This is a genomic window from Lactiplantibacillus sp. C232 (assembly GCF_023806725.1).
Lineage (GTDB): Bacteria > Bacillota > Bacilli > Lactobacillales > Lactobacillaceae > Lactiplantibacillus > Lactiplantibacillus plantarum.
This window is the reverse complement of the sequence record NZ_JAMSKZ010000001.1, coordinates 169,733-186,817: the sequence shown is the minus strand read 5'-3', so window position 1 is coordinate 186,817 and position 17,085 is coordinate 169,733. Positions and strand designations below refer to the sequence as shown.

Annotated in this window: 14 protein-coding genes, 1 pseudogene and 1 riboswitch; of the genes and pseudogenes, 5 read left to right on the top strand and 10 right to left on the bottom strand. The window is 44.8% G+C overall.

Annotation, left to right across the window (positions count from 1 at the left end; translation table 11 throughout):
* Positions 1-30: 30 nt before the first annotated feature.
* Positions 31-657 (top strand): TetR family transcriptional regulator, encoded by a 627-nt coding sequence (locus MZO41_RS00930; RefSeq protein ID WP_003640242.1) that lies wholly within the window; start codon positions 31-33, stop codon positions 655-657.
* A 135-nt stretch (positions 658-792) separates the two neighbouring features.
* Here the strand turns inward: MZO41_RS00930 and MZO41_RS00925 are convergent, their stop codons facing one another.
* The gene (locus MZO41_RS00925; RefSeq protein ID WP_003640241.1) at positions 793-1,434 is read right to left on the bottom strand and encodes a Crp/Fnr family transcriptional regulator; all 642 of its coding nucleotides are present in this window, start codon (positions 1,432-1,434) and stop codon (positions 793-795) included.
* Positions 1,435-1,522: 88 nt separating this feature from the next.
* On the opposite strand from MZO41_RS00925, the gene MZO41_RS00920 reads away from it, so the two are divergent.
* A complete protein-coding gene (locus MZO41_RS00920; RefSeq protein ID WP_003640240.1) occupies positions 1,523-2,086 on the top strand; it encodes a hypothetical protein in 564 nt (187 codons plus the stop codon).
* A gap of 176 nt (positions 2,087-2,262) precedes the next feature.
* Positions 2,263-2,823 (top strand): nucleotidyltransferase family protein, encoded by a 561-nt coding sequence (locus MZO41_RS00915; protein ID WP_003640239.1) that lies wholly within the window; start codon positions 2,263-2,265, stop codon positions 2,821-2,823.
* Between the two features lie 30 nt (positions 2,824-2,853).
* On the opposite strand, the gene ribH is transcribed toward MZO41_RS00915, so the two are convergent.
* From ribH to ribD, 4 genes are read right to left on the bottom strand one after another with little or no spacing between them, the layout of a single operon-like run.
* Positions 2,854-3,333 (bottom strand): 6,7-dimethyl-8-ribityllumazine synthase, encoded by a 480-nt coding sequence (gene ribH / locus MZO41_RS00910; RefSeq protein WP_003640238.1) that lies wholly within the window; start codon positions 3,331-3,333, stop codon positions 2,854-2,856.
* A complete protein-coding gene (locus MZO41_RS00905; protein ID WP_003645212.1) occupies positions 3,330-4,544 on the bottom strand; it encodes a bifunctional 3,4-dihydroxy-2-butanone-4-phosphate synthase/GTP cyclohydrolase II in 1,215 nt (404 codons plus the stop codon). Before MZO41_RS00905 ends, ribH begins: the two co-directional genes overlap by 4 nt.
* Before the next feature lies 1 nt (position 4,545).
* Positions 4,546-5,148 carry a riboflavin synthase gene (locus MZO41_RS00900; RefSeq protein ID WP_003640236.1) on the bottom strand — a complete coding sequence of 201 codons (603 nt, stop codon included), beginning with the start codon at positions 5,146-5,148 and terminating at the stop codon, positions 4,546-4,548.
* Positions 5,149-6,216, bottom strand: coding sequence for a bifunctional diaminohydroxyphosphoribosylaminopyrimidine deaminase/5-amino-6-(5-phosphoribosylamino)uracil reductase RibD (ribD, locus tag MZO41_RS00895; protein WP_013355480.1), 1,068 nt, complete (start codon positions 6,214-6,216; stop codon positions 5,149-5,151). It abuts the gene before it with no gap.
* Between the two features lie 158 nt (positions 6,217-6,374).
* A riboswitch (FMN riboswitch) is annotated at positions 6,375-6,505 on the bottom strand.
* Positions 6,506-6,732: 227 nt separating this feature from the next.
* On the opposite strand from ribD, the gene MZO41_RS00890 reads away from it, so the two are divergent.
* Complete coding sequence (locus MZO41_RS00890) at positions 6,733-9,282, top strand: YfhO family protein (protein WP_027822069.1); 2,550 nt, start codon at positions 6,733-6,735, stop codon at positions 9,280-9,282.
* Positions 9,283-9,363: 81 nt separating this feature from the next.
* Here the strand turns inward: MZO41_RS00890 and MZO41_RS00885 are convergent, their stop codons facing one another.
* The 3 genes and pseudogenes from MZO41_RS00885 to MZO41_RS00875 all read right to left on the bottom strand — a co-directional run bounded on the left by MZO41_RS00885 (position 9,364) and on the right by MZO41_RS00875 (position 12,924).
* On the bottom strand, positions 9,364-9,777 hold the full coding sequence (locus MZO41_RS00885) for an NUDIX hydrolase (protein ID WP_013355478.1): 414 nt from the start codon (positions 9,775-9,777) through the stop codon (positions 9,364-9,366).
* 119 nt (positions 9,778-9,896) lie between these two features.
* On the bottom strand, positions 9,897-11,933 hold the full coding sequence (locus tag MZO41_RS00880) for a glycosyltransferase-like membrane protein (protein ID WP_013355477.1): 2,037 nt from the start codon (positions 11,931-11,933) through the stop codon (positions 9,897-9,899).
* Positions 11,930-12,924: pseudogene (locus tag MZO41_RS00875) on the bottom strand (glycosyltransferase family 2 protein). The gene MZO41_RS00880 and the pseudogene MZO41_RS00875 overlap by 4 nt, the downstream one beginning before the upstream one ends.
* Positions 12,925-13,610: 686 nt before the next feature.
* On the opposite strand from MZO41_RS00875, the gene MZO41_RS00870 reads away from it, so the two are divergent.
* Positions 13,611-14,246, top strand: a complete 636-nt coding sequence (locus tag MZO41_RS00870) for a VTT domain-containing protein (protein ID WP_013355475.1) — start codon at positions 13,611-13,613, stop codon at positions 14,244-14,246.
* Positions 14,247-14,926: 680 nt separating this feature from the next.
* Here MZO41_RS00870 and MZO41_RS00865 read toward each other — a convergent pair.
* On the bottom strand, positions 14,927-15,871 hold the full coding sequence (locus MZO41_RS00865; RefSeq protein ID WP_013355474.1) for a glycosyltransferase family 2 protein: 945 nt from the start codon (positions 15,869-15,871) through the stop codon (positions 14,927-14,929).
* Positions 15,872-15,895: 24 nt separating this feature from the next.
* Entirely contained in the window at positions 15,896-16,561 is a 666-nt protein-coding gene (locus MZO41_RS00860) for a phosphatase PAP2 family protein (protein WP_013355473.1), read from the bottom strand.
* Between the last annotated feature and the right edge of the window lie 524 nt (positions 16,562-17,085).

The following is a 17,085-nucleotide window of genomic DNA, read 5'->3' as shown; positions in this document are numbered from 1 at the left end:
TGTTTCTAAAACCAATTAGGAGATCTTTTTGTGACCCAACTCAATCAACGTCGACGTGGCAACCGACTGGAAAACGCGATTTATGACACCACCTATACCCTGCTTAGTCAATACGGCCTCGACCAGGTCACTTTTTCACGAGTAGCCACTGCGGCCGCTACCAGCCGCAGTGTTCTTTATCGCTACTGGGATTCGACCTTTGACCTCATCTTTCATACTATTATTCATCAAATACAAAAGACTCCCATTGCACTTACGACCACGCCATTAGATACTGGCAGTCTTCGTACCGATCTCATTCTGTTAGCGCAACGCTTTATCCAACAAACTAGTACGGGGCCCTTCCGCTATTTTCGGCTATTGTTTGCCACAGCCTTGAACGCGCAGAACCAGCGCGATCTCACGCAGTTAGTGACTCAAATTGATCATGCCAACTTGACCTTGATCGAGCCACTTCTGACGAATGCACAAAACCACGGTGAACTTCAGATTTGGCCTAACCAAGCCGCACAATTAGTATTGTTTCAACAATTACGGTACTGCGACATCATCAACCAACCGATGAACACTGATCAGCAACTCACCAATCTCATTGATCAAGTCGTTTTGCCGGCATTGCGAGCAAGTGGCGTTGCTAACCGGCATTTTCATCATTAAAGAACCTCTTCCTCACAAGTCAAATAAAGTCTGATTTCCTAGCCCATACTGCGTTGGAAATCAGACTTTATTTTTAATATTGAACCAGCGTCACCCTTAACTAGCCAAAACCAGGCGACGCCCCCCTTTACCCGTCTAACAAATTGTAATCTGGCGCTTATTGACGATAATCTGCCCTTCAGCCGCCAATTGTTTAAACTGACGACTCAGGGTTTCGGGAGTAATCCCCAAAATATTCGCCAATTCCTTCTTCTTCAACGGCAATTCAAATTCGATTTGTCCGGATTCAACGGCACAATCGCGCAAATACGCCATCAAACGCGCTTTAGCATCCAGCAAATCTCGTCGCAATTGATTCTTCTCAGCTTCAATCAATTGGTTCCCAAAATTATTGATCATTGCTAATGATAAACTGGCTGATTCACCTAATAATCGCTGAAAATCATCATATTGAATGGAACAGACCCACGCATCACTCGTGGCTTGAATAAATCCCTGATTCTCATGCGGTGCAAATAGCCAGTGTTGTCCGACGACATCACCACTACGCAACAACTCAATAATTTTCTCCTTACCATTAGCAGCTAAGGCATAAATTTTAGCCATTCCCTCATCTAAAATGAGCATGCCTTCCTGATGGTCGAGTGGCTGACGAATCAACTGCCCTTTTTGATAAAATTTCCGGTGATGGGTCACCGTGATTAATTTGGCTTTCACCGCTGGCGCTAGCGGTGAAAATAATGGTGAACGACTCACACAATCCATTTTTGAATGCATAATTTCTCCTTTTCTTGATCTATGTCAATTTTTATATGATTAGACTAGCATATACTGACCATATAATGAAGAACTGGAGGAATTATTCATGACTAAAAAATACGTTGCTAACATCGTCCCGCTGAACGCCGAAGGAATCGGTACTGCCCCACACGGCACAGCGACTTTCACTGAAACTGGTAACCAATTACACGTCACCATTGAAATGTTCGATACCCCGGCCAACACGCAACACTGGGAACATTTCCACGGCTTTCCAGATGGCAAAGCGGCACAGATTGCTACTATGGCCCAAGATGTCAATCACGACGGCTTTGTAGACTTGCCTGAAACTGAACCTGTTTCTGGGACGACGATGGTCCCATTTGATAATGCGCCCCATCATATGGACGTACCAAATGATAATTACCCAGTTGCCGACGCGCAGGGCCACTTCGCTTATGAAATCGATGTGCCCTTAGGCGACCTACAGGCTAAGTTCAAAGAAGTCTTCGGTACCGATGACTTAGAACTAGACAAGCGGGTCATTTATATTCACGGCGTCCCACAAGACTTAGCCCTACCTGCATCAGTCGCTGGTGAAGTGGGCATGTATGATGCTCACGTAACCCTACCAATTGCAGTTGGTAAGATTGAGGTTACGGAAGACTAGGCAATTATTACTTAAACTCACAACCAAAAACTAAGACCGCTTACCACTATCAGTTAGTAGTGGTAAGCGGCCTTAATTTTTTATGAAATCAGCAAAAGCAAATCCTTTATTTGAATTGCACGATATCATTACTATGTTAGACTATTTTTAACCAACATTAAATTGAGGTGTTTTCAATGACCAACGAACAACGAGTTATTCATATTATTAAAACAACTCCTGCTTTAATGACGATTCTTCAATTAATTCAAGACTGTCATTTAAAACAAGGCGCATTGGCGGCTGGTAGCATCCGTAATACTGTTTGGCAAGTACTCAGCGGGCAGCCAGTGATGTTCAACAGTGATATTGACGTCGTCTTTTTTGACCCTGAGCGACCAGCCAGCGATGATTTAAAAATCTATCAGCAACTTACTGATAAAGCCCCACAATACCAATGGCAAATAAAAAATGAGGTCTATATGGCACATTATAATTTTGATAAGGATCCCGAATTCACTTCCGTTACCGATGCAATTGGTCACTTTGTCGAAGTTCCAACTTGTATTGGCGCCTTTTTAGACGAAAATCAAATCAAGCTAATCGCCCCATACGGTGTAGACGATTTGATAAACTTTCGCTGTTCCCCAATCCCCTACTATCGCCAGGATGCCAAGCACATGGCAATCTATCAGCAGCGAATGGCACAGAAGCAGTGGCATCAACAATGGCCCAAGTTACAAATTGATGGTATTTGAAATATTATGCATACCCTTAATTTACGTCATTTAGGCCAAGTCAGCTTTTAATATTGCCCGCTGCACGTCCAACGTTTCTAACAAACTGACCGCACAGTCAGCACCCTTATTGCCACTCTTAAAGCCAGCGCGATCCATAGCTTGTTCAATGGTATCCGTGGTTAAAACGCCGAACATTATGGGCGTATCGGTTGCCAAACTGACGGTCGCAATCCCCGTCGTCACGCCACGACAAACATAGTCAAAGTGCGCGGTTGCACCCCGAATGACTGCCCCAAGTGCAATCACGCCATCATAGCGCTTGGTTGTAATCATTTTTTGAACCGTCAGTGGAATCTCAAAAGCTCCCGGTACCCAGGCCACGTCAATATCGGTTTCATTGACCCCATGCTGTACCAAACTTTCTTGTGCCCCAGTTAAAAGCTGCTGCGTTACAAACGCATTGAAACGCGCCACGACAATCCCAATCTTAAGCCCGTTGCCATTAATTTTGCCGTTAAAAGTTGTCATTCGTGTCCCTCCGTTAGTGTGAGTTGATGATGAAATCGATCACGTTTTGTTTTTAAGTAAGCTTGATCGTACTGATTGGCTGGTATTTCTAAGGGGACCCGTTCAACAACATCAATCCCCGCTGCACGTAACTGCTCAACCTTGTCAAGATTATTAGTCAGCAAACGAACCCGTGTAATCCCCATTTGGCGTAGAATTAATGCCGCAATATCATACCGGCGCTCATCCGGTTGAAAGCCCAACTGCACGTTCGCATCATACGTATCAACCCCGTGTTCTTGGAGTGCGTAAGCTGCTAGTTTGTTAGCCAAGCCAATGCCGCGACCCTCTTGCCGTAAATAGACGAAAACACCGCGCTGAGCTTGACTGATCTTTTGGAGTGCGGCGTGTAATTGATCACCACAGTCACACCGCCGCGATCCTAAAACATCGCCCGTAAAGCATTCAGAGTGTAACCGCACTAACACTGGTTCATCGCCACTGATATCACCAGCTTGCAGTGCCACTGGCAACGCCGTATGACCGGGGGCTTCGAAACCAGTCATCGTGAACTGACCATCCTTGGTCGGTAAGTTGACACTCGGGGTCGTTGTTAGCTGGGCGGCACCCGTTTGAATCACGTAGGTGGTAATATCTTCAATGGTGATTAGCGGTAATTGTAAGCCCTCTGCCAAAGCTTTGAGATCACGGCGCCGCGCCATTAAGCCATTTTTCTTGATAACTTCACAAATATAGGCCGCGGGGGTCACACCTGCTAATTGTGCTAACGTGACGGCCGCTTCAGTATGACCACGCCGCGCTAACAATCCACCAGTCCGCGCAATCAATGGAAAAACGTGCCCGGGATGATAGAAATCAGCGGCCTGACTATTGGGATTGGCTAACGCTTGAATCGTGGTCGCCCGATCAGCTGCCGAGATTCCCGTGGACGTCGTATGGTGATCCGTTGAGACTGTAAATGCCGTTCCAAACGCATCGTGTTCACTAGTCATCGGTGTCAAATGTAGTCGCGTGGCGATACTTGGCGCCATCGGAACACAGAGTAGTCCCCGCGCTGATGTAATCATCCGATTCACTGTCGCAGTGGTTGCTTTAGCGGCTAGGCCAACCATGTCTCCTTCCGCTTCACGCGTCTCATCATCCGCAACAATAATCAATTCGCCCCGTTTTAATGCGGCCAAGGCCGCTGCTACCTTTTTCATTGTATCCATCTTAATGACTCCCCTCTAATGCTAATTGCCGGGCCAAGTACTTGCCCAGAATATCCGTTTCTACATTCACCAGCGTTCCAACTTGTAACTTAGACAAGGTCGTCACCGCTTGTGAATGCGGAATTAAATCGACTTCAAACGTTGTCTCCGTGACCGCTACGACCGTCAAACTAACCCCATCAACTGCCACCGAACCTTTAGTGACTACTAGTGCGCGATATTCTGACGGTAAACTGATCAACAGACGCAGCGCGTGCGCATCAGATTGTCGCTGCATCACTTGACCACAGTAATCGATGTGCCCCTGAACAATGTGCCCATCTAAGTGCGCGTTCACTTGTAACGCACGTTCTAGGTTCACCAATGAACCGACCACAAGGATCTTTAAGTTCGTTCGACGCACCGTTTCAGGCATCACCACTACACTGAAAGCATCCGCTTGTCGGGTCGTTACCGTTAAACAAATGCCGTTCACCGCTATACTGTCACCAATCTTAAGACTCGGTGTCATCAGCGACGGTGCGGTAATCGTAAGGGTCATTTCCAACCCTTGTTGGTGCACTTGGCTGACGCGGCCCTTGGTTTGAATAATTCCAGAAAACATTTACTTAACTTCCTTTCGAACGGCCCGTAGCCGGATATTCGTCCCTAAACAAGTTACCGTTGGTTGTTCAAATGTCAACGGTGTCATCGCAGCGGCCCCGGTAACGGCTGGCAAACCCGTCCCACCAATCATCATTGGTGCGATGTAGCTGACCCATTCGTCAATCAATTCAGCCGCAACAAATTCAGCTTGCAGATGAGCCCCACCTTCAACTAAGAGTGACTGCCAGCCTTGTTCGACACATAGTTGACTGATTGCAGCGGGTGTCCAGTTGCCAATCAGGACGTGTACATTGGGACTGTTTCGAAGTTGGTCGTCACTAGCCGCAGCCTGACGACAAAGTAACCAGGTTGGTGCCTGACCGTCCTGAACAAGCCGGTGGTTTAACGCCACGGTACTCGTATTCAACACCACCAATCGAACCGGTGGCCGCACCATTGCCGTCAGTCGGACGGTTAATTGTGGATCATCAATCGTTAGCGTCCGTTCACCAATCAGAATTGCTTGAAACTGTGACCGTAAGCACTGACTATCGATATAACTAGCATGATTGGAAACCAGCGTCCGAGTCGGCGTTTCAGTATTAATTTTGCCATCAAGCGTTATCGCCGTTTTTAGGGTGATCCATGGTCGCTGCTGCACATAAAAATGATTGTAGTGGGGGTTCAACGCGCGAACTTTGTCCGTTAAACAGCCCGTCACCACATCAACTCCGTGGTTCAAAAGATACTGACGTCCCTTACCACCCACGATTGGATGGGGATCTAATTGACCAATCACGACTTGCCGAATTCCAGCCGCGACGATTCGCGCACTACACGGCGGCGTCTTCCCATAGTGTGAACAAGGTTCCAGTGTGACAAATAACGTGGCCCCACGCGCCTGTTCTGGTGTGACCTGCCGCAGCACATCCACCTCAGCATGGTCACCGCCAAAATAATGATGATAACCTTGAGCTAACACGTGGCCGTCTTTGACTAATACCGCACCGACCTGGGGATTTTGGTACGTCGCCACCCCCGCCAATTTGGCTTGATCGATAGCCATTTGCATAAAATCAGTTAACATTGGTTCACCTCCAACAAGATAAAAAAACACCCAATTATCAAATCATCGATAATCGGGTGTGAAGTGTTCGCCAAATAGATTTCACCAGTAGGATCCAGCTAAATAAACCTACTTAAAGGTCGCCAATAGCCACTACTGCCTAGTAAAATTTAAGCAATAATTTTCTTCTCCCATCCAGACTATACTGTCGGTCCCAGACTTGCACTGGGTCCACCGCTCACGCGGGTCACGGACTTCAACTTACGTTGTTACCGTCGGTCGGGAATTGCACCCTGCCCCGAAGAAATCGTATTCAGTTTTCACCTTTTATAAAAACACTTTCTTAATCAATTGTCAATCACCCCTTTTAGTTTAACCTCGTGAACTGCTGTGTTAAACTGCTAGCAAACTTTATAAAAATGATAATGACTAACACTAATTCTTAACTTTTTTCAGAAAATTGTTCGCTTTTCTTAACTAGTTTTCAAGTTTCAGTACGGTACAATGAAATCATTCATAATATCGGAGTTGAATAAAATGTGGCCTAATTATCAAACAAGGCGCTGGCAAGTGGCAGTGACAGCTGGATTACTGTCCCTTGCTATCATGGGGATTGTCTTCGCAATTTGGGGGATCACGCCCTTCGGTAACCATAACTTATTAATTAGTGATATGGGTGGCCAATACTTATCATTTTTCACCGCGTATCGGCATGCCATTTTAACGCATAGTTTTCAATTATATTCATTTTCACAGTCATTAGGCGGTAACGCACTACCCACGATTGCTTACTATCTATTAAGCCCATTTAACATTTTGATGTTGTTGTTTCCGGCGGCCAATTTGCCAACCGGACTTAGTCTACTCATCATGTTAAAAATCAGCTTGATTGCGGTCACTATGACGGCTTTTTTACAAACGCATTTTCAAACAAAGCGGTGGTCGACTGCCATTTTTGGTGTTGCTTTCAGCCTCTCTGGCTTCGTTGCCCTCAACTATTTTACGATCATGTGGTTGGATGCATTAATTTGGTTACCACTGGTCATTCAAGGACTCGACCACTTAATTGCAACTAGTCATCCCGGACGCTTTTTCGGCTGGTTATGGGTCAGTATCGTCACCAATTACTACTTAGGCTATATGACTTGCCTATTTGTGATTTACTATTTTATTTATCAACTATTTGAACGCAAACGCCCTCAGGACAGTCTTTGGCAAACTGTTCGTCATCAATTTTCGTTAATTCGGCACGTCGTGGTCACCATGCTACTCAGTGGGTTAAGCACGATGTTTGTCCTGATCCCCACTGGTTTAGGCATGCTGACCACGGCTAAATCTGCGGTCAAATTATCGAGCTACTTACCGGTCCCACAATTCGGTTTAGCTGTTTTGAGTCAATTTGGCTTAGGTGCCGCCAATTTTACGACTCGGCTCGTACACGCACCAACCGTCTTCAGCAGTAGTCTGGTCGTCTTGCTGGCCCTAAGTTTCTGGGTGCAGCCCAACTTGACTAAAGCTCACAAATGGCATAGCTTCGGACTATTACTTGCACTCTTCTTGAGTATGGACATTCGTACCTTAGATACGATTTGGCACATGTTTCAAACGCCCGCTGGCTTTCCATACCGCAATGCTTTTTTCTTTAGCTTTGTCTTGATCATGATCGCTTTTGAAGCCTGGTTAGCAGGCCCCCGGCGGATCGCCTTGCGCTGGCAATGGTTGTTACCGACACTCATGGTCAGTGCGCTGATATTAGGCTGGTTTGCCCAACGAACTGCTAAGCACCCCTTAACAACTTCAACGCTGGCGCTCAGCTTAGTCGCTGTCATCTTAACCGCAATTGCCTTATTCGCAACGGCGAAGCGGTGGCAAACGCTCAGCTTGGCAGGTATCGTCGCCTTAGAATTAGGGACTAACAGTACCCTCATGATGGCGAAGTCACCACTAGGGAATCAGGCTAAATTTGTAACTGCCTATCGAACCGAATACCGCCAAATGCAAGCCGTCAACGATCCTGATGGTCAATTATATCGCGTTGAAAATCAAAATACGCTAATCAATCAGGCCTACAATTATGATAGCAAGTATCGTAATTACAACGACCCGATGTTATTTAACTTTCACGATATTACCTACTACAGTTCAACTTTTGCGAACCAAACACGTCTCATGTTGAAGTCACTTGGGCTATTTTCTAAAAACGCCCGGCGTGTCAGTTCAGAAGGCCTAAATCCGGTCACTGATTTACTCTTAGATGTAAAATACGCTGTGCAATTAAACGCCGTGGGTCAAGCGACAACGCGGCTCCGTAGTCAAAACGGGTTAGGGTTTGCCGTGCCAACAGCATTTAGACAGTTAAAGCTTCGTCAGAATAGTGCCATTATCAATCAAGAACGCCTCTTACAAAGTTTGCGGCCATCGAAACGCGCCTATTTTGGCAACGCCACGATGCTCTCAGATCACGTCATCCAAGATTCACAGGCCAAACGCTATCCGTATTTGCATACGGTTAAATTAAGGATGACACGCACCGGGACGCTGTATTATAACGACACGACTCGTCAAACAAAATACACCACGATGCGGGTCAACGGTCACTTAGTCCCGACTAAGTTCAATGCCAACGGTGAGTTAGTGCTCCGATCGCTAGGTTATTTTGACAAAGGCGCTGTCGTCACGTTAACGGTCAAACGTACCCAACCAACGCTTGGCACCCATGTCCACATCGCCAGCCTGGATCAAGCCCGGTTCAACCAAGTCAAACAGCAACTGCTATCCACGCGCTTTACACCGACTTACCACGTCTCGGGCATTCATACCGTGGTCAGTGGTCAAGTCACCAATCGCTCCAAGCAAAAGTGGCTCTACGTTGCTATTCCAGCCGACAAGGGGTGGCGCGCCACGGTCAACGGCGTCAAAGTTACTCCTAAAACGGTCATTGGTGGGATGTTAGCCCTACCGATTCAGCCCGGTAAGAATCAGATTCAGCTAACTTACCACGTCCCGGGATTGCTGGGCGGACTACTGATTTCAATCATAAGTGGACTTAGCTTCATTCTTTGGCGTCAACGATATCGCCACCATTAGAATCGTGTCAATCAAAACAATCGGACTGCCAAGCTATTCTGCTAGGCAGTCCGATTGTTGTTTTAATGGTCGCCGTAACTGCTAAACCAGTCGCGTTAATATCGGTTTTAGATAGGACACAATTCTTATATTAGTCAAAATTAATTCAGGTTTCATCCAAAGAAAGGCCATATGTTCAGTAAGTTCTAAGTTGATTGCCGGTCTAGTAACGAATGCCTGTGTACTATACACTAAACGCGTGTATACCTGATTTTTAGCCTTGTCAAAGGTGGCATCTTCCCAAATAACGCGCTCAGTTTGAACTTTCAAGCCAGTCTCTTCCCAACACTCGCGTTTGGCCGCTACTTGCGGTAATTCATTAGCTAATGCACACCCACCGGGAAAATCCCAATAGCTGGCATCAACATTCGGCCGCCCACGCTCAAACTGATTGCGTTTTAAAATTAAAACGTCGTGCCCGGCAGTCACTAAAGTATGCGCAATAATTTGAACCATTTGAATTCACCTCACCTTGATAAGTCACCCAAATTAACGGCTATTATATTTCGTTTAACCACAAATAAAAGTCCCAACACTGGCAACACCAGTTATTAAGACTTTCGCTTCAAGTTTTATTATCCAGTTTCTGGCCGTAACCGACCTAACGACAAAATGGTTGCCAGCGCCACACAGCCGACAACTGCTAGACTGGCGGCACCCGTCGTTAACGCGTGCGGCTTAATAAACTGCTGTTTTATCACGACTTGTAAGTACGCGTGCCGCTTAGCCGTCACCCGGCCTGTTAACGGACTGTAGTTGGCCGCCATCACGCCATACCGGACGGGCGTCTGACCAGTGTTTTTAATCGCTAATCGCAGATTGCCCGCCGCTGTCAACGGATAATTCAAAGTGGTCAGCTCATTGGCCGAGCCCCGCCACCGTTTGACGACATGCGTCTCCTTAGTCAAGGTAATTGTTACGCGCCCATGCGTCGCAACTGGCTTCAACCGTAAAACATTACTCTTACCACTAACGGCTAACGGCGTAGTAACAGCTTGACCCGGTCTAATTTTTTGAACCGTGGACACAACATAACGCCCATTGCCCTGATTGCCACGTACCACATCAGTAATCCGCGTCGCCCGACTCGTCTGCCACAAACTGACCACACTGATTGCCGCCAATACGACGACCAACCACGTCAATTGGCGCCGCATTACTCGGTTAAGGTGCCACACCGGCAACTCACGACCACCCACAATACTGAGAAGCATCAATCCCGGTAGTAGTGGCAACGCATAGCGCCCTTCTACTTCCCAAAGTCCGACATGAAAAGCCGTTAAACCGAGAATTGCCAGGGCAACGAACGTCACGGCCCACTCGCGCCGCCTCATCAAAGTCACGATTGCTTGCACCAGCATCGTCAGGTAAATCGTTTGCGTCATTAGAACCAGCCAAAATTGAAGCTGGCGTTGATGATTCAAATACCAGCGGGGTGCACGAATCCACTGAGTGGTCAACTTAAAGCTATCAAAATCGCCAGTCGCCCAGAAGACCCGCATCTTTTTGAGTAAATGTACGAGGGTCCCCGTAACGCCCATCTGATGTAACCGCTGCTGAATCATTTGCTGGGTCTGTTGGCGCTTGGCCGCCGCAGTTGGCATCTGATTAACGCGCGCAAAATCGGCATGTCGGTACTCACCCGAGCTTTGGGGGTTCAGGCTCATCGCAATCCAGCTGGTTGCCGGTAAGACGGCATCAACTTGGCGCGTATAACCCGCTTGCTGTTGGGCAGTCCGCATCACCGCAAACATCACCCCGAGTGTCATCACTAAACTGACGAGCCAGCCTAACATTTGCCGACCACTGAATTGCCGTTGCCACCACAAGATGACTCCCATCAATACGAGAGTGAGCCAGAGCACAATGAGATTAGTCTTCATCACCACGCCCACGGCCACCAATAACCCATCACCAATCAAAACGCCCCAACGACGCCAGCCGGTTAAGCTTAGTCCGAGTGTGAGCAAGGCCAAGCTGTCTGGAAGTAGCGGCAAAACGAGGGCGTCCGTGTATGCAAATAGTCCAAATGCGGCCACGGGAACGCTGACGAGCCACAACAAACTAAATGAGACCGCCCCCGGTCGCCAGTAACGCCAACGGTTTATTAAATATAACCCACTGATTAGTCCGGTATCGATCCAGATAAATCGGATGACATTTAATAATACCCAGGGTGTCTGCGTCAGTTTCAATAATGGCTTGAGCAGATTCGCAACTAATAACGTAAAATTCACATTATTGGGATAAATCATAAAATAATGTTGCCAATGATGGCTACCCCGCGCTAATAACAGTGCCTGCTGCCGAACGAAAAACGGGTCGGCCCGCGCCACGTCCACAAAACTAGTGGCAATCAGCATTTGCACGATGGCGATTAAGCCGACCAGCCCAATCAACAGCCAACGATACTGACGAGATGATAACTGTTTGAGCACCTGCCGGCCAGCCATCGTCATGACCAATAATCCCAGAACCATGGCTAATTGAACGACCGGTGACGCCCAGTCCGGGTTGCCGAAGAAGTGAATCGGTTGCAACCACGCCATGCCGACTGCGACGACCAATACCGCGGCCGCCAGCCAATTGACGCTCTTAACCACGGCCTTCATCCGTGCACCCGTTGCGAATTTACAATAGCTGGCTGTTGAGTTGCCGTATAATCATCCGTTTCAATAATATAGCGGGCCGGTGCTTGACTTCCGCAAAAATTTTCCCTACATACTCGCCAACAATACTAATACCAATCAATTGCATCCCACCTAAAAACCATAGACTTGTCATGAGTGAGGACCAGCCACTCGTTGCGGTCCCTAGTAATCCTTGTATTAACGCATATAGCATCATCATCAAACTACCGCCACTAATCACCATACCGAACAATAAAATTACTTTAATCGGTGCGATTGAAAATGACGTGATCCCATCAAAAGCAAAAGCCACCATCTTACGTAATGGATACTTTGAAACACCCGCAAAACGTGGTTGGCGATGATAATAAAGTTTAGTTGTTGGAAAACCTAGTCGTGGTACGATTCCACGCAAGAATAAATTGGTTTCCTCATAGGTTAACAGTGCCTGAACTGCCCGTTGACTTAACAATCGAAAATCGGCGTGATTAGGTACTAATTGCACACCAATACGCTTCATTAGCCGATAAAAGCCGTCCGCGGTCCATCGTTTGAAAAGTGAATCACTACTTCGATCATTGCGGACACCTAATACAATATCACTACCAGCACGATAGCGTGCCACCATTTCTGGGATCACCTGTGGGTCATCTTGCAAATCAGCATCAATCGTAATGACTATTTCAGCAGTCGGACTGGCGACCTGCATCCCAGCCATCAACGCGTTTTGATGACCAAAATTACGACTAAACTTAAGACCCGTCACGGTTGAATACTGTTTTTCCAACGATTTAATCAGTTTCCAAGTCTTATCTTGACTACCATCGTCAACAAATAATAACTTGCTCGCCGCATTGACCTGTTTGTGTTGGATCAGATCCGTCAAAATACCATCCAAGATGTGTGTAGACTTAGGTAACACCGCTTCTTCATTGTAGCAAGGCACAATAATGGTTAACCGTGGATTTTGCATGCTAATTCCCCCAATATGACTAAAATAATACATTTAATACTTATCGTTCAGTATAGTCATCGTTTAGTCTCATCGACAGTTGTTTCAATGAAACAACATCTGAAAAAGTCTCAGGTTATTTTCATCATTTCTGCTATTTGATTATCTTATAATCTCCCCATATACTTGCATCAGTAATAACTAGAGAAATCTGCTAAAAGAACCTACCAAACCATGTCAAAAAGAAGAAATACTAAACATATTTAATCCGTCAATTACTAATCACCACGCAATTAGCTCAAACAACAATTAGCGATTGAGCGACCTAATAGTTAAACCGATAGTACCAATATCTTCTTCGCAATTCAAACAAATCAACAATTTTGACGGGGATCATTAACTAATTGTCCGAACTCACAACTATCTTTAACACCCACCAAAATCGTTAGTAGTAGCACTGACTGGAACAAAAATTGCCAACAATTTCATCTGACATCATAGTTGCAATAATAAATTAATTGGTAACTACACCACTCTCGATTATAAATTCGTACTCCTTCTCCTCACTAGAATTTTTTCAGTCGTTTGTCCACTAGCAAATCACAACTGCCACCATTTCTGAGAATTATTCAGGAAGTTTTCAATCAGTCTAAGGGGTGGTCTTCCCAGCAATTCGATATGATAGTAACGAAAGTGAGGTAATTAATATGACGTCAATCTTGACAATCCTGTTCCATCTGAATACCGAATTGCCACAGCTTATTAATAGTATGGGGCCTTGGATCTATGGTGGCCTATTCCTCATTATTTTTATTGAGACCGGCCTCGTTGTTTTTCCATTTTTACCTGGTGATTCCATCCTCTTTCTCTGTGGATCTTTGACAGCCTTACCAGCCCACCCACTCAATTTATGGGTTTTATCTAGTACCCTAATTGTCGCAGCTGTGCTCGGTGATAGTTGTAACTTTGAAATTGGCAAGCGTTTTGGTACGCATGTCTTGCACAGCCCGCGTCTCAGTCGTTGGATTAAGCCTAAGTACCTTCAGGAATCACAAACCTTTTTTGCCGATCATGGTAGTCTTGCAATTTTTCTTGGGCGCTTTGTACCAATCATTCGGACACTGATTCCATTTACTGCCGGAATAAGTACCATGCATTACCCTACCTTTGTCCGATACAATCTACTAGGTGGTATTGCCTGGATTTCAATTGCAATCGGTGCTGGTTTCCTTTTTGGCAACATCAGCATTGTACAACAAAATTTTGAACTAATAATGCTATTAATCGTCATAATATCTTTAATTCCAGCTGGAATTAGTTTACTAACAAGTCGTTCAGCCTAATAATTAAAATTGCTTATTCTGAAACGTTAGGCTGCTTAAAATAACTTAGTTTCAACCTTTCTAATTCATTAATCATTGTTGGGCACTTCAGTTAGGAGTGCTTTTTTATATACACTGTAAGTTCTACGTCAAGACAAATCCATTAGTTCGATCCATATCACTAGCTGTTTCATATTTCTTATTGCTAAATCGTTCAATTGTGGCTAACACATGGATAAAATGATCCTAATCAGGCCGTACAATAGCAAAATGGAAAAATTCACTTAATTTTAAAGCACTAAATTCCTGAACGCTCACCTTTTTAAATCCATTGACTACTCATTGAATACACTAGACAAGTCGTCAAAATTCAATTGCCTAGTCTCGCAGCAAAGTATCCACTGACACACCTCAAATCAATTTCTAATTTTCAGCTTCTATGTCAAATAACTTTATTATCAGATCCATCCATAGGCCTCTAGATTACACTTACCTTTACCATCTCCATACTGCTTAAAACATACTAAAATTCTGAATATCGATAATTAGATTGAAAGTATCCATCAATATATTGACAAATAAAAACAACTAAATGCCATTTCCAAATTTTATCATTTGTGAACGCATTCAATTGTTTTAAATTAAATTGCTATATCCAATTTCAAGAAACGTACGTCTCGCCTATACAATAGGTCACCAGGTTACCGCTCATCCTTACTAATGTAAATTGGCCGCCGTTTTGACTCCAAATAACTTTTACTAATATATTTACCAACTATCCCTAAACAGAAAAGTTGCAAACCTCCCAACATCAAAGTAATTGCGACTAATGATGGCCAGCCCCCAGTTGGATCGCCAAATAACCAGGCACGCCCCACAATAAAAATCAAGGCGCCAATAGCTATTATAAATGAAATAATGCCTAAAAACGATGCCATTGCTAGCGGTTTATCTGAAAAATCAATTACGCCATCAATCGAATAATTGACCAAATTCCAAAATGACCAGTGGGTGGTGCTGGCCACGCGTTCCTGGTTTTCATAACTTAAATACTTCGTCCGAAATCCAATCCAACTGAACAAGCCTTTTGAAAAACGATTATACTCAGGCATATCTAACACTGCATCCACGACCTGTCGTGTCATCATGCGGTAATCTCGAGCACCCTGTTCAATCTTAGTCATCGAAATTTGATTGATAAACCAGTAAAACAACCGTGAACACAAAGAACAGATCACGGGTTCATCCTGACGATCAAGCCGCTTAACGCCAATAACATCATATTGTTCCGTTAGCACACCACTCATCATCTGCGGCAACAATGCTGGTGGCTCTTGTAAATCGACATCCATCACAACCACTAAATCACCTGTAGCATGTTGTAAACCAGCATATAGTGCGGCTTCTTTACCAAAATTGCGCGAAAACGAGACGTAATGGACATGGTCTGAATCTTGGCAAACAAGCTGTTGCAACGTCACTAATGTTTCATCCGTCGCACCATCATCAATAAACCAATATTCTAGCTGGTACTGTGGCCAAAGTGGCTGAATTTGAGTTTGATAAACTTGCTGAACAGCTTTGTAAAACAAAGGGATAGCTGTTTGTTCGTTATAACAGGGAACAATAATTGAAATCTTTTTCATTTACTGAATGCTCCTTTACATGCTTCAAAAATGTCGGTGGGATAAATGCATCAGATAATCTTGAACATGACAACGCCATCGTCCATACCACGCTTTTGCTTGATACCAACAACCGCATGCTAATAACCAGCTACCAATTGTATCCGAAGCATAATGATCTCGTAAATAGACACGGGAAATCATCACAATTAGTATCCACACCACCCCTAATCCAATCAGACTTACCCGTTTACAACTGGAGGTGATAAATGGCAACCCAATCGCTAATAAAATCGTCACTAACAAGATGGTGCCAAACACATGGCCACTAGGAAAACTATAACCACTATCCGTCACTAGTGGTTGTACTGGTCGTGCGCGATGAACAAGATATTTGAATCCTAATGCTAGCGTATCTCCACCAAGTAATGTAGTGAGAGCTAATAATCCCAAGGTGCGCTGATGATTCAGATACAACCAACCACTGAAAATAACAATAATTAATACTGAGACTGCTGGACTAGCTAATAATGCAACTATCTTAAACATAGCCGTCAAACTTGGATTGTCTATACGCACCAAGCTATTAAAAACAATGTTATCGATATTTTGAATAACATCCGCATTCAGACCTACCAAAATTGCTAAGAAACCGAAAGCCCCCCAAAAGGACCAGGCAATTTTGGTTTCATTTCCATTCCGTGCTAACACAATCTTCACTCCTCTTAGATTAAAGATAAACAATATACTAATGTCTATTTTGATTTAAAGCTTATTTTTCTTACTAAAATCGGTCAGTCACCATACCGGCTTAACGCTTTGACAGCTAAATAATTATCTGCCACTAAACTAAATTTTCAGCATGATTTAGTTGACACTCGATTATGATGATCGTGTGATAATCGAGAAACTCACCATCAATTAATTAACGCGACCTTATGGCACCATTGACAAACAATCCTCACCTGCAATGAAGAGCTCCTGAATTTTTCTCAGCAAAAAACAATTCCAGAAATCGAGTATTGTTGACTACGGGCCTTAATATGGCCGTTTGTAACGCATTATTAACGCTAAGTAGCCGCATCCCAAAACAACTAGAATAACCCATCCGACTATCGGTCCTAGCTTGATAATGTGAGTTGTTGCAACAATCGCCAACTGACTAATAAAAGTTAGCATGTTAATCACCCCAATCTTGACTGCTTAAATTGTACACAGTCGACGATGCTCGAAAA